The sequence below is a fragment of the Actinomadura physcomitrii genome, from assembly GCF_008923205.2.
Taxonomy (GTDB): Bacteria; Actinomycetota; Actinomycetes; order Streptosporangiales; family Streptosporangiaceae; genus Spirillospora; species Spirillospora physcomitrii.
In genome coordinates this window covers 13,211-27,044 of record NZ_WBMS02000056.1, presented here as the reverse complement: position 1 = coordinate 27,044, position 13,834 = coordinate 13,211, and the positions used below count along the sequence as shown (strand labels likewise).

Below are 13,834 nucleotides of genomic sequence, written 5' to 3'. Positions count from 1 at the left end.
CCCATCGGGGGACGATTTGGGCGAGAACCTGACCCTGCCGGTCCCGGAGACCCTCTACGCCACCTACGCCGTCGCGCTCACCGCGCCGATCCCCGACCCCGGCGAACTCGCCCACGACGAGATCGCCGCCCGGACCCGGCCCCCGCTGCGCGACCTCGTCCTCGGCATGCTCGGCAGTCCCATGGTCACCCTCGACCAGCGGCCCGCCACCGAGTTCCCGCCGCTGCCCGCCGATCTCCTCGCCGCCTACGGCGCCTCGCCCGCCGCGCTCGCCGCCCTCGACACCGCCCCCCACATCCTCGCCGTCCGCGCCGCCTACCGCCCCGGCCACCCGCCCGCCCACGAATGGGCCGCCCGCGCCATCGCCGGAGCCGTCGCCGCCGCCCGCACCGCCCCCGTCATCGACGTCTTCACCCCGCGGATCCTCGCCCACGACGACCTCACCCGCTCCCTGCCCGGCCCGGACGGCGCCGTCCGGCTCACCGACTGGATGCTGCTCCCGCACACCTCCGGGCCGCACGGCTTCTGGTTCACCACCAAGGGCCTCGCCCGGTTCGGTCTCCCCGAACTGCAGACCGAGAACGTCCCGCCCGCCCTGGTCGTCCCGTGGGGGCGCCTGCTCAACGGCCTCGCCCGCCGCGTCCTCGACCTCTGGCAGGACCGCCTCCCCGCCGGCGAGCAGCCCCTGGTCGTCGACCTGCCCGAGACCGTCTCCGTCGGGCTCGCGGACGTCGCCGCCGCGCAGGGCACCGACGAGCCCCCGGACCGCGAGGTCACCGTCCGGCTCCGCCTCGACACGCCCGGCGAGCCCGGGACGTCCGGCGCCCGCGACGAGACCGGCGCGCCCGAGGAGCCCGTCCTCACCGTCCTGCCCGCCGAGGACGGCCCCGACCGCCTCGAATCCCTCTGCGCCGCCCTCTTCGGCGCCCAGGACGGCCGCCGTTGATGCCCGTCCCGCTTGCCGACCCCCGCGTCCAGAGCGCAGGATCGTCACCGTGAGATTCGGCCCACGCGACCGTCCAGGCCCCGATTCCGAGGACACCGGCCCGCCCGCACCCCACCCCGGCGACGTCCATGTCGCGGGGAGGAGCAGGTCCCGCCCGGAGGAGCCCGCCGACTGGAGCCCCGTCCAGGCTCCGCCACCGCCGGCCCCGCCACCGCAGGTTCCGCCGCCCGCAGCCGAATCGCCTTACCCCCCGGGCACACCTCCCTCACCACCGCCCGCCTCCCCGGAACCGCCGTGGACACCGCGCGGCGCCATCTCCCGCGCCCCGGCGGATCCCCCGCCCGCGTGGACCCCTCACACGCCCGAGACCTCGCCCGCTGCGTCACCGCCCGAGCCCGCGCCCGCCCCATGGGGCACGCAACCCGCGTCCCCCACCGAGCCAGCGGACACAGGCTCGCAGTGGGCGCCCCACGTCCCGGAGGCGCGCGCGCCCGAGCCCTGGGTGCCGGAGACTCCCGCGCCCCCGCCTCCCGTCGAGCCGCCGGCCACGCGGGATGCGGACTGGTCGCCGCGCGATCCGGAGCCGCAGGGCGAGCCGCCCGCCGACCCGGCGCCGTGGTCGCCGCACGAATCGAGCGCCCGGACGGCAGGGCCGCCTTCCGAGCCGGCCGCCGAGGGTGCAGCGGCTCCCTGGGGCTCGCAGGATCCGGGCGCCGCTGCGGCGGGTTCCGGTGCGTCCTATTCGCCGTACAGGTCGTCCGAGGTGCCCTCGTCCGAGGGGCCGCCGCGACGGGAGGCGCCGCAGTGGGCGCCGCACGGGACCGGTGTGCCCGTGCCCGAGGAGGAGCCCACCGAAGCGACACCGGAGGACGAGCCGGAGCGCTGGGTCGTCCGCGAGACGTCCGAAGAGGCGGCGGGCATGCGGAGCACCGGCCGCCACGAACGCCCCGGCACCGCAGAGCCCTTCCTGCCCGGTAAGGGACTGTCCGCCGAACCACCGCCCTCGTTGACGAAGCCGGACGTGACACGGCCGGAGACCCCGCGGCCGCCGGTCCGCGGACTGTCCGCGCAACCGCCGTCCTCTCCCGCCCAGCCGCCCGTCGCGCCGCCGCCCGGTCCCATGGCCGATCCCGGACGGCGCCGGGCACTGGCGGACGCGTTCATGATCGAGTTCGTGGGGAGCGCCACCTGGCGCGCGATGCTGGCCGTCCTGGAGGGCGCGTTCCCCGGGCTCGGCATGGCGGCGGCGCTCTCGGGACGCGCCGACGAGATCCGCGGCATGGCCGACGGCCTGGACCGCACCTCGTCCTCGAAGCTGGGCCTGCCCACCTGGCTCGACGACGCCGGCATGGTCTTCGACCTCAGCGCGCACCTGAACGCGCGGAACGCCCCGCGGACGCCGCTGCGGGCGCGTCCCGGACGGCCGCGGGCGTCGCGGCCCTACGCGGGGGCGTTCGTGATCGACACCCTCGACCCGCTCCGCTACCACCGCGCGGTGGGCGGCCCGAGGGAGCCCCGCGACCTGCCGGAGGACGCGGCGCCGGCGACGCCGTCCGACCGGGCCGAGGACGACAGCGGCGTCGTGATCGTCGCGAACCTGACCTCGGCGGGCGTGCGGGTCCTCGACTCGCTGTCCCTCTGGCGGTACGCGGGCCGCGTGGTCACCGGCACCCTGCACGAGCCGTCCCGGCCGCGGACCCGGAGCCGCGCCCGGCGGGCGCTGCGGGCCCTGCGCCGCGTCGTGGTCATCGACCCCGACCTGGGCGTCGGGCTGTGCCTGCAGACCGACGCCGGGCACCCGCCCCGCTGCCTGCTGGCGTTCGGCGTCGACCGGGCCGACGACGCCCCGCCCCGGTTCGTCCGGCCCTGATCAGCCGTCCGGACGGAGCCAGGACAGGTCGGCCCGCCGATCGCCGGGGAGCTCGCGGAGCCGTCCCGCGAGCTCCGCGGGATCGGCGGCGGGCGCCTCGTCCGGCAGCACGCCGCACAGCAGCTCGCTCCGGGTCCGGACGACGGCGAACCGGCCGAACCGCGCGATGCCGCCGCCGCGCAGGTGCGCCAGCTCGCCGAGCAGCGCGCTCAGCGCCCCCGGATCCTCCGCGTCGATCAGGGTCCTGACCTGCGACAGCAGCGCCTCGCTCAGCTCGTCGTCACGGCGGCCGGACAGGAAGTAGACGGTGCCGAGATAGGAGCCGTCGGCCGCCTGCGGGGACCGCTGGTCGCGGACGCGGACGCGCAGCCCCCACTCAGCGGCGCACCGCTCGTAGGCGTCGGCGAGCAGCGCCTCGGCCTCTCCCTCCTCGCTGAGCAGGATCCCGGTGACGACGCCCTCCTCGCGGTCGACGCGCTCGAGCATCTCCCGGTGCAGCTCCCGCACGTCCTGCTCCACCGTGTCCAGGGAGCGGGCGAGCGCGTGCTGCGCCTCCCGGTCGAGGCCGAGGCCCGCCAGGTCGCCGGCGAGGTCGGCGGTCTCCTTCTCCAGCCGGTCGATCCGTCCGGAGAAGGCCTCCAGCCGGTCGAGGACCTCCGCGGACGCGCCGTCGGGCAGCGGCTGTGGGATCGGGATACCGGACGGTTCGGCCGCGGCGACCTCGGCCCGGAGCGCTTCGTGCCGTTTGGCGAGTTCGGACAGCTGGGCGCGCAGTTCGCGGACGTCCGCCTGCGCTTGCGGGAGCCGCTTGTCGGAGGCCAGGTAGAGTTCGCGTCCGGCGATCGCAAGGCAGAGCAGGACCAGGATCACGGTGGTCATGTGACTCCTCGGGAGGCGGGCTGCCCTCTCGACCCTAACCATCGGGAGGCCGGTTGGCCGAGACCGCGCCACATCCGGTCCGGAAACGCCCGCCATATCCGCTCGTGACCGCTACGTCGCTATCGCCGTCCCACGGTTCTGGACGAGCGGAAGGAAGATCTCGTCGACGATCGACCGGATGCGCGCGGGCTCCAGCGGCTCCAGGTCCATGAGCAGGTCGTGGCGGACCAGGTCGAACGGCAGGGCGAGCACCGCGGGCGGGATCCGCTCGAGGTCGATCTCGCCGCGGTCGTGGGCGCGCTGGTAGATCGTCCGGATCCGGGACCGCCGCCGGTCGCCCAGGATCCGGTCGCGCGCCTGCGCGGGCGTGAGGCCGGTGCCGGCCAGCAGACCCGAGAAGGCGGCGGCCGCGGCGACCGCGAAGAACGCGGCGCGGGCCCGGCCCATCCCGGTCAGCGCGGCGAGCAGGTCGCCGCGCAGGGTGCCGGTGTCGGGGAGGTCGACCGGATGGCCGTTGCGGTAGTGCTCCAGCGCGGCGAGGACGAGCTGGTCCTTGTTGGCCCAGCGGCGGTACAGCACGGCGATGCCGGTGCCGGCGCGGGCGGCGACGGACTCCATGGTCAGCTTCGCGAAGCCGGTTTCGACCAGCTCGTCCCAGGCCGCGTCCAGCAGCGCGGCCTCGAGCTCGGGCCCGCGCCGGCGTTGGCGGGCGGATCCCGCGGCGGAGGGGGTCACGGATCCCAGTATAAGGAAGGTTTGCCTTCCGTATTGAGGCGGCCTACTCTCTTAAGAGATGGATTCCTCTCTTAAGTCGGAGCTGAGACGATGACGGACAGCACCAAGGTGCCGCCGCACGTGCGGATGGCGCTGATCGCCCTGATCGTGGGCGGGATCGCCGCGATCCTCGACTCGACGATGGTGACCCTGGCCATCCGCACCCTCGCCGTGAAGCTCCACTCGACCGCCGGCACGATCCAGTGGGTCACCACCGGCTTCCTGCTCGCGATGGCCGTCGCGATCCCGATCACCGGATGGGCGGAGCGCCGCTGGGGCGGCAAACGGGTCTGGACGGCCGCGCTGACGCTGTTCGTGCTGGCCTCGGTCCTGTGCGCGGCCGCCTGGAACGACACCGCCCTGATCGGCTTCCGGGCGCTGCAGGGCTTCGGCGCCGGACTGATCTTCCCGCTGATGCAGACGCTCGCCGTGCGAGCCGCCGGCGGGCGGATCAGCAGCCGGCTGATGGCGGCCGTCAGCCTGCCCATCGCGCTCGGCCCCATCCTCGGCCCGGTGATCGGCGGCGTGATCCTCAACTGGCTGAGCTGGCGCTGGCTGTTCCTCATCAACGTGCCCGTGATCGCCGTCGGCCTCCTGCTCGCGTGGCGGTACCTGCCCGCCGACCGCCCCGTCTCCCCGCGCGGACGCCCGGACTGGATCGGCCTGGTGCTGCTCGCGCCGGCCCTGAGCGGCATCCTGCTCGGCCTCTCGCAGCTGTCCGAGGACGGCGGGCTCGACCACGCCGGAGTACTGGCGCCGCTGCTCGCCGGGGCCGCCCTGCTGGCGGCGTTCCTCGTCCGCGCGGCACGGCCCGGCGAGCGCGAACCGGTCGTCGACGTCCGGCTGCTGCGCGTCCGCTCGCTCGGCAGTGCCTCGGCGGTGCTGTTCACCGCCGGCGCGGCGATGTACGCCGGCATGTTCCTGCTGCCGCTGTACTACCAGCAGCTCCGCGGCGACAGCGTGCTGGACGCCGGTCTCCTGATGATCCCGCAGGGTGTGGGGGCGCTCGCCGCCCGCTTCGGCGTCGGCCCGCTCGCCGACCGGTTCGGGGCGCGCGCCGTGACGATCGCGGGCTTCCTGCTCGCCGCTATCGCCACCGTCCCGTTCGCGCTCGCCGGACCGGGCACGAGTCTGTGGTGGCTCGGGGCCGTCCTGCTGGCCCGAGGTGTGGGCGTCGGAGCGGTGCTGATACCGCCGATGTCCGTCGCCTACCAGGACGTCCGGCCGGAGGGCATCCCGCACGCCACGATGAACACCCGCATCGCTCAGCAGGTGGGGGCCTCGTTCGGCACCGCGATCGTGGCCGTCGCCCTGCAGTCGCTCCTCGACCACGGCGCCACCGGCGCCTTCCAGGGCGCGTTCTGGTGCGCGATCGGCATCACCATCGCCGCGGTCGTCCCCGCCATCGTCCTCCCGGCCGCCGGACCGGCGCCCCAAGCCCGCTCCGCAACTCCAACCCACGAACCCGCAACCGGCCAAGCCCCCGAAAAGGCGGCCTGACCTCCCGCAACGCCCCCACCGCGCCCCCGGCGGCACGACCCCTCGCCCCGGCTCCCGAACGATGGCACCACAGGGCGGATGCGCCCTCGAGCCCGTCACCCCCGGCCAGACACGACCCGGATCAGCACGCCCCGACCTCACGACGTGGCGAAAGCACCTCCGGCTCAGCGTCGCCTTGATGACACTCCCAGCGAGTCGTCGTCACGCCGCCAGGCGCGGCTCGCGTCGGCATGCCCCGGCCCGGCCTCACCACGTGGCCAAAGCAGTTCCCGGGCAGCGTTACGTCGCCCCGCTGGGCCGCACACGTGCCGTCACGACCGGTCGAACGCGCGGGACACGACTGGATCACCACGTGGTGGCCCCGGGGGCGGGCCGCTCGCCGTGGCCACCGGGAGAGGCGAGGACGAACCGCCTCCCGAGACGACCGCCTTGCGGCATGCGCTCGTCCGCCGCGGTCCTCCTTCGCCGCCGCGCGCTCTCGCCCGGGTCTGACCCGACCGGGCTGAGCGCCTCGGCCTCTCGTCGTCACATCGCCCGCCCGCCGCCGCAGAGGCGCGGGCCCGTCGCGCTGCTTCCGATCCGAACCGGATGGGTGGCGCGGTCCGTACACCTACGTGGGTCACGACCTGTGGACCGGGATGGCGGCGACGTTCTCGCTCTTCCTTGGATGATCCTGGGCGGCGTAACCGTAGGGCAGGGGCCGACTCGCGGCGGCGCGAGGCCGAGCGGCGTCGATCCAGGCGGTGTCACTCGGGCGGCTTGTCCTCGGCCACGCGGTAGTCGAGGAGGACGAGCCGGTCGTCGATCACGCTGGTGCCGATGAGGTCCAGGTCGAGCGCGGGCAGTTCGGCGAAGACCGGTCCCTCGCCCTCGGCGCCGTGGATCATGGGGAAGGCCATTACCCGGACGCGGTCGACCAGGCGGTGCCGGAAGAGGCTGCGCACCAGCGACGGGCTGCCGATGGTGCGCATCGGGAGCCCGTCGTCCATGGCCTTGAGCCGCGGCACGGCCGTCTCGACCGGTTCGTCGATGAGCGTGGTGTTCGCCCATGGCAGCGGTGGCCGGAGCGTCTTGGAGAAGACGACCTTGGGCAGCGCGGTCATCCGCGGGAACGTGGGATCGTCGCCGGTCGCGACGATCTCGGCCATTTGCCGGTACGTCTCGGCGCCCATGAGCATGACGTGCTCAAGATCGAGCTGGGCGTGGATCCACTCGAAGAGGCCCGGCCCCTCGTACCCCCAGTACGCCCTGGGTTTCGGGCCGCCGCCGCCGAAGCCGTCGACGGTGCTGAACATGTCGACCATCAGCTCACGCATCTGCCCTCCCACCGGTCGTCGTGACACGGATGCAAGCACGGACGTCCGACATTCGTCACCGTCCTGGACGGACCATGCGGCGGTCCGGACTCGCCGGTCCGCGACGTGCGACGCGCGGCGGCCGACCTTGGTGCCGCCCCCGAGCAGCATGGTGTTCGGGCGGTCCCTCCACCCCTGGCGTCGCCGTATTGAGGGCGGGTCAAACAGGCGAGCGCCGGTACGGCGGCGCGGGACGGCCGCCGTGGCGCCCGGCCGGACGTCCATCCGGAGGTCAGCCGAAGAGGCCGCCCAGCAGGCCGCCGAGGACGTCCGCGGCGACGTTGCCCGCGATGTCGGCGGCGATATCGCCCGCTATGTCACCTGCTACGTCGCCCATGGCGTCCATGGCCATGCCTCCGGCGACGCCCGCCACGACCGCACCGCCGACCAGGCCCGCGGTGGCGATACCGGGCCCGTGGTGGTGACGGTGGTGCCCGTGGTGCATGTGGACGGGGGGCGGCGGATACGGCGCGGGCCCTGGAGGCGCGGGTGGCGGCTCGCCCGGCCCGTAGTGCATGGGGCCGCCCGGTGCGGGCGGAGGCGGACCCGGCGGCGCCGGCGGCGGGCCTGCCTCCGGGCCGTGCCCGAGGACGGGCCCCGGAGGCGGTGGGTACCCACCTGCCGCACCGGGCGGGTATCCACCTGGTGCGGCGGCGTGCTGACCAGGCAGATCGGGCGGTACCCCACCGCCGGCCGCACCGCCCGGCGGCGTGCCGAAGCCCGGGGCGCTGCCCGGTGGCAACCCCGCACCCGGTGCGCTCCACGGCGGTGGCCCACTGCCGGGCGGGCCGTTCGGCGGCATTCCGGCGCCGGGTGCGCTGCCGTGGGCGGGCGGTGGAAATCCTCCGGGAGTCTCGCCATGGGACACCGGCGGCGGGAAACCTGGTGCGCCGTGGTGCGCGGCCCCCGGGGGAGGCGGCGGGAATGCCTGGCCCGCCGGGACGTTCGCCGCGGGCGGCTGGTGCCCCGGACCGCCCGGTGACGGGAAGCCCTGCCCAGGCGGCGGAGGCGGGAAGTCTTGGCCTGGTGACGCGGGACTCGGGCCGCCGGGCGGGTAGGCGGGGGCGGCGGCGTGGCCGCCCGCGCCGGGCGCGGGCGGTCCGAACTGGCCCGGCGGCGGAGGCGGGAAACCGGGACCGGACGGCCCCGGGGCGCCGGACGCCGGGTAGCCCGCCCCGGGAGGGCCCGGTGGCGGGAGGGCCGAGGCGGCCGCCGCGTGGCCCGGACTCTGGTGCGGGACCGGAGGCGCGCCCGGGGGCGGGCCGGGCGGCGGGAACTGGGCGTTGCCCGCGCTGCCGTAGTCCCCGCCCGGGGAGGCGGGGCCGGGCGCGGGCTGCCCGGGTGACGGCGGTGGCGGCGGGAAGGTCACCTGGCCGCCGTAGGCGGACCCTCCGGCCGGCGGACTCGCGTGGGCGGCGCGGGGGAGCGCGGCGGCCGCGTCGAGCCACTTGCCGATCCTGGCGTTCCAGTCGGTCTCGGCGGCCTCGGCGTGCCCGACCTTGAACACGCCGAACGCCTCGTCGGACGGGGCGGCGCGGTCTTCGGCGCGCAGGACGAAGGCCACCTCGCGCGGGCTGGCGACGAAGGTCAGCCCGATCTGGTCGAGCCGGCCGTGGAAGGCGGACGGCGGCGCGAGGTGGATCTCCTGGTGGAACGGCAGGTGCCGGGCGACGCCGCGCAGTTCGGATTCCTCGAACGTGACGTGCCTGATCTGGAAGCCGAGCCGCGCGATGGCCGCCAGCACCCACTGCTGGGATTCCAGCGGCTCCACCGAGATGGGGTCGACGTCGCCGGGGTCGGGCTGCCCGGCGACGTCGACCTCGGTGCACAGCCCGATGGTGAAGCCGGGCAGCTCGCGCCCGAGGACGGTGGTGAACGGCAGCTCGTACGGCAGCGGGATGGAGAACGACAGGTCGCGCTGCCGGGCGGGCTCCAGCGTGAACCGGCGGGTCAGCGCGCCCCGGTAGACCTCGGGGCCGGCCGTCTCGCCGCGGCCGTCGCTCATCCGCGGCATCAGCGCCAGCGTGACGTGCCGCACCTCGAGAGGGCGGTCGCCGCCGCGCACGTGGACCTGGCCCGCCACGACGCCGCCCGGCTTGCAGTTCGGCTCCGCGAGGATCGTGTCGACGGACGGCCCGCCTGCCATCTGCCCGTAGGACACCGGCCGTTCCCTTCTCCCGACGCGCGGGGCGTTCCCCCGCAAATGTCAGACGGACTCCACCATGCCATCGGTTCGTCCGCGCCGCAGTTCCGTGCCCCCGCCCCGCGCCGCCGACCCGTTGTGTCGGCCCGTGCCGCCGGGGCCGCTGTGCTGTCGGGGCCGCTGCGCCGCCGGAGCTGCTGTGCTGTCGGAGCCCGGTGGCGCTGGCCCGTGTCGGCGGACTCCCTGTGTTGTCGGACTCCCTGTGTTGTCGGAGCCGCTGTGTTGTGGGGGCCCGGTGGCGCCGGCCCGGGCCGGCCGGCCGCGGCGTCGAGGCCGCGGCCGGGGCCGGGACGGACGAGAGTCACTCCTCCTTGGAGGTGACGGTGACCGGGGCGTAGCCGAGCTTCTCCAGCGGTTCGCGGATCTGCGCGGCGTCGCCCACGGCGATGATCGTGAGCGCCTCCGGGTCGATGTGCTTGCCGTAGGTGCGGGCGACACCGTCCGGGGTGGACGCCCGCACGGCGGCCAGGTAGTTGCTGGGGTAGTCGGCGCCGAGCCCGCTGGCGGACGCGTCGGCGAGTTCGGCGGCGACGGCGCGGGCCGTCTCGTACTCGGCGGGCGCACGGTCGGCCAGGGCACGGACCGACGAACCGTGCTCCTCGGCGTCGATTCCCCGGGCGATGACGCTGCGCAGCCCGGTGAGCGCGTCCGCGACTGCGTCGGCGGTCACCTCGGTGTGCACGGCGCCCTGCGCGATGAAGAGCCCGCAGTGCCGCATGCGCAGCAGTCCCGCGCGCACACCGTAGGTGTAGCCCTTCTCTTCCCGCAGCACCGCGTTGAGCCGGGACGTCAGACCGCCGCCCAGCACGTGGGAGGCGACCACCAGGGACGGCCAGTCGTGGTGGGAGCGGTCGGGCACGCCGTGCCCGAGGGCGAGGTAGGTCTGCACGGAGCCGGGACGGTCCACCACGACGATCCGGGCGGCGGACTCGGGCATGATCCGGTCGGCGGTCGGGAGCGGCCCGCCGCCGCCGGCCCAGCCCTCCAGCGCCGCGGTGAGGGCCGTGTCGGCGTCGGTGCCCGCGAGGTCGCCCGCGACGACGGCGGTCGCCTCGGCGGGCACCACCGAGGCGTAGAAGTCGCGGATGTCGGAGCCCTGGAGCGCGCCGATCGAGCCGCGGGTGCCGCCGGTCGGGCGGGACGCGCGGGCCTCGGCGGGGAACATCACGGCGCGCAGTTCCCGCATCGCGCGGGAGCCGGGGTCGGCGTCCTCCTGCGCGATCTCCTCCAGCCGTTCGCGGACGAGGCGGCGCACGTCCGCGTCGTCCAGCGCGGGACGGCGCACCACCGAGGAGAACAGCTCCAGGGCGGGGCCGAGCCGGGTCACCGGGACGTCCAGCGCGATCCGCAGCGCGGTCAGGTCGGCCGAGGCGTAGAGGCTGGCGCCGAGCCGCTCGAACGCCGCGGTCAGCGCGGTACCGCCGCCGGGCTCGGTGCCCTCCAGCAGCGCGTGCGCGGTGAGGGTGGCGACGCCGTCCAGGCCCGCGGGCTCGCGGCCGGCGCCGGAGTGCAGCACGAGCCTGACCGCGGCGAGGCTCCGGCCGGGCAGGTCGACGCGCAGGGTGGCGGGCCCGGCGGGGACCCGGCCCGCGGTGCCCGCCGGGAACGCCCACGGCGGGACCGGCCCGGGCACCGGGCGGGGCTGGAGCGCGAGGCCCGCGGTACCGGGAGGCAGGTCGGGGCTGGGACCGGTCACGACGGCGTACCTCCGTAGGTCAGGGCGGTGCGGCCGCCCGGGGCGAGCCAGCGGCCCGCCATCTCCTTGATCGCGTCCGCGGTGACGGCCGCGGCACGCCCGGGGGCGGTGAAGACCCGGGCGGGGTCGTCGAACTGGGTGGCGTTCTGGGACAGCGCGTTGGCGAGCCCGGTGACCGTCTCGGTCTGCTCCAGGAAGCCCCGCTCGGCCTGCGCGGTGGCGCGGGCCGTCTCGTCGGGGTCGGGGCCGTCGGCGGCGAACCGGGCGAGCTCCTCGTCCAGCACGGCGGCGATCTTGTCCGGTTCGGGCCCGATGGCGTCCACGATGGCCAGCGACTGCCCGGTGGCCAGCCGGGTCACGCCCGCCCAGACCTCCGTGGCGATCTGGTCGCGGCGGACCATCCGGTCGTAGAGCCGCGACCCGGAGCCGCCGCCGAGGATCTCCACCGCGAGTTCGGCGGCCTCGATGTCGTCGCCGCCGTCGGCGGGCAGCGTGAACATCGCGAAGTACGCGGGGGACGGGACGTCCTCGTCGAGGGTCTCGCCGCGCACTCCGGTGAGGGGCCCGAGGTCGCCGGGCCGGGGCGGCGGCTTCCGCGGCCCGGCGGGGATGCCGCCGAAGTACCGCTCGATCGCCGCGATGGTCTTCTCCGCGTCGACGTCCCCGACGACGGACAGGACCGCGTTGCCGGGCGCGTACCAGGTCCCGAAGAAGTCGGCGCAGTCTTCGAGGGTGGTCGCGTCGAGGTCCTCCATGGACCCGATCGGGGTGTGCGCGTAGGGGTGCCCTTCGGGGAAGGTGAGGGCGCACAGCCGCTCGAACGCGGTGCCGTAGGGCTGGTTGTCGTAGCGCTGGCGGCGCTCGTTCTTCACCACGTCGCGCTGGTTGTCGAGGTTGGCCTGGGTGAGCGCGGCGGGCAGGGTGCCCATCCGGTCGGCCTCCAGCCACAGGGCGAGCTCCAGGTGGCTGATGGGGACCGTCTCGTAGTAGTTGGTGCGTTCGAAGGAGGTGCTGGCGTTGAACGCGGCGCCGGCGCTCTCCAGCAGCGCGGCGTGCTCGCCTTCGGCGACGTTGGCGGAGCCCTGGAACATCAGGTGCTCGAAGAGGTGCGCGAGCCCGGTGCGGCCGGCCCGCTCGTGCCGTGAGCCGACGCCGTACCAGATGTTCACGGCGGCCAGCGGTACGACATGGTCCTCGCGGACCACCACGCGCAGGCCATTGCCGAGCGTGTGCTCATGCAGCGGCTGTTCTGCCACGGAGCGCTCCCGTCCGTTCGATGATCGGCTGGCGGACAGCACCGCGCGTCGGTGGGCCATGCCCAGGCGGCGGGCTTGATCTCTGACTCACCGTACCGGTTGCGACCGGGCCCGGCGCCTGCACGCCGAACTGTGGATAACTCCGCGACGCGACGCCCTGAATCTCAGTAGAAAAGCTGACAAGTCAGCCGGGGAAGTGGGGGCGGGGAGGCTTCGGAGCCGGGACGCGGAGAAGCGCGCCGGCCGCGTCCCGACCGCCGCGGCGATCAGGACGCGGCGGCCTCGTGGGCCGCGATGGCGTCCTCCAGCGACCGGTGCAGCACGAAGATCTTGGTGAGCTGGGTGACGTGGAAGACGCGCCGGACCCGGTCGTTCACCCCCATGAACGACATGGAGCCGTCGCGCGCGCGGAGCCGGTGGTAGATGCCGACCAGCACGCCGAGGCCGGTGGAGTCGAGGAAGGTGACCTCGCCCAGGTCGATCACCAGGTGCAGGCCGCCGCCGTCGATGACGCCGAGCAGTTCCTCCCGCAGTCGGGGGCTGGTGAAGACGTCGATCTCGCCACTGATCTTCACCACGGTGAGGCCTTTTTCGACGCGGTGCTCGACGGCGAAGTCCACCGGTGCTCCCTCTCTGCCGCTCATCGGGGGACAGTCCCCTATACCCAGCGCGGCGGCGCGTTATCCCTCCGGGATGCCTCTAGGGCGAACGGAACAGCGCCCATACGACCTTCCCGTGGGCGAGGGTGCGCCACCCCCACCGGACGCTGAACGATTCGACCAGGTGCAGGCCGCGGCCCGTCTCGGCTATGTAGTCGGGCTCCTTGCGGCGGGGCGCGGTCCGGCTCGCGTCCATGATCCCGCACAGCAGCCAGGAATTCCGGTGCATGAGCCGCAGCCGGATCGCGGACGGGGCGGAGCCCAGCGGGTCGGCCGGGTCGTCGTACACGCCCTCGCGGTGCACGTCGTCGCCCGGCCGTCCGCAGGCCGCCCTGCCGCTGTGCCGCAGCGCGTTGGTGACGAGTTCGGAGACCACCAGGCCCACATCGTCGGCCAGTTCCGGCAGGTCCCATTCGGACAGCCGGGAGAGCGCGAAGTGCCGGGCCTCGGTGACCGACTCGGGATCGGGCCGGACGGTGAAGGAGACCGTCGTCCCGGCGAGCTCCGTGAGCGTGGTGACGGCCGCGTCCAGGCGCGGGGGGAGATCACAGGACTCGGGTATCGGCGTCGAGTGCGCGGCATGGTCCCGTGGGACCGCCGGCCCCGTGAGGGGGCCGAGCTCCCACCGCGTGTCGTCGTGCGCCTGGCGTGACGTCATTCCCCGGACCCCGCAGAGTGATCTCGTTGTGCAGCCGT

At 74.9% G+C, this 13,834-nt stretch carries 11 protein-coding genes; 3 read left to right on the top strand and 8 right to left on the bottom strand.

Annotated features, from left to right (window positions below; genetic code table 11):
• Positions 1-16: 16 nt before the first annotated feature.
• Complete coding sequence (locus tag F8568_RS41520) at positions 17-946, top strand: hypothetical protein (protein WP_236009997.1); 930 nt, start codon at positions 17-19, stop codon at positions 944-946.
• A 763-nt stretch (positions 947-1,709) separates the two neighbouring features.
• On the top strand, positions 1,710-2,816 hold the full coding sequence (locus F8568_RS41515) for a hypothetical protein (protein ID WP_160573951.1): 1,107 nt from the start codon (positions 1,710-1,712) through the stop codon (positions 2,814-2,816).
• Here the strand turns inward: F8568_RS41515 and F8568_RS41510 are convergent, their stop codons facing one another.
• Both F8568_RS41510 and F8568_RS41505 read right to left on the bottom strand, forming a co-directional pair.
• Positions 2,817-3,695 carry a hypothetical protein gene (locus F8568_RS41510; protein WP_151599506.1) on the bottom strand — a complete coding sequence of 293 codons (879 nt, stop codon included), beginning with the start codon at positions 3,693-3,695 and terminating at the stop codon, positions 2,817-2,819. It lies immediately after the preceding gene.
• 111 nt (positions 3,696-3,806) lie between these two features.
• Complete coding sequence (locus F8568_RS41505; RefSeq protein WP_151599504.1) at positions 3,807-4,430, bottom strand: TetR/AcrR family transcriptional regulator; 624 nt, start codon at positions 4,428-4,430, stop codon at positions 3,807-3,809.
• 90 nt (positions 4,431-4,520) lie between these two features.
• Here F8568_RS41505 and F8568_RS41500 point away from each other — a divergent pair, with 90 nt between their 5' ends.
• Positions 4,521-5,969, top strand: a complete 1,449-nt coding sequence (locus F8568_RS41500; protein ID WP_151599502.1) for an MDR family MFS transporter — start codon at positions 4,521-4,523, stop codon at positions 5,967-5,969.
• A 746-nt stretch (positions 5,970-6,715) separates the two neighbouring features.
• Here F8568_RS41500 and F8568_RS41495 read toward each other — a convergent pair.
• The 6 genes from F8568_RS41495 to F8568_RS41470 all read right to left on the bottom strand — a co-directional run bounded on the left by F8568_RS41495 (position 6,716) and on the right by F8568_RS41470 (position 13,796).
• A complete protein-coding gene (locus F8568_RS41495; RefSeq protein WP_160573950.1) occupies positions 6,716-7,285 on the bottom strand; it encodes a dihydrofolate reductase family protein in 570 nt (189 codons plus the stop codon).
• 271 nt (positions 7,286-7,556) lie between these two features.
• A complete protein-coding gene (locus F8568_RS50030) occupies positions 7,557-9,485 on the bottom strand; it encodes a sporulation protein (protein WP_160573949.1) in 1,929 nt (642 codons plus the stop codon).
• Between the two features lie 343 nt (positions 9,486-9,828).
• Positions 9,829-11,223, bottom strand: coding sequence for a M16 family metallopeptidase (locus tag F8568_RS41485; protein ID WP_328601264.1), 1,395 nt, complete (start codon positions 11,221-11,223; stop codon positions 9,829-9,831).
• Positions 11,220-12,479: a M16 family metallopeptidase gene (locus F8568_RS41480; protein WP_151599499.1), complete on the bottom strand. Its 1,260-nt coding sequence runs from the start codon at positions 12,477-12,479 to the stop codon at positions 11,220-11,222. Before F8568_RS41480 ends, F8568_RS41485 begins: the two co-directional genes overlap by 4 nt.
• A 266-nt stretch (positions 12,480-12,745) precedes the next feature.
• Positions 12,746-13,123, bottom strand: a complete 378-nt coding sequence (locus F8568_RS41475) for an STAS domain-containing protein (RefSeq protein WP_151599497.1) — start codon at positions 13,121-13,123, stop codon at positions 12,746-12,748.
• Positions 13,124-13,178: 55 nt separating this feature from the next.
• The gene (locus tag F8568_RS41470) at positions 13,179-13,796 is read right to left on the bottom strand and encodes an ATP-binding protein (RefSeq protein WP_151599495.1); all 618 of its coding nucleotides are present in this window, start codon (positions 13,794-13,796) and stop codon (positions 13,179-13,181) included.
• Between the last annotated feature and the right edge of the window lie 38 nt (positions 13,797-13,834).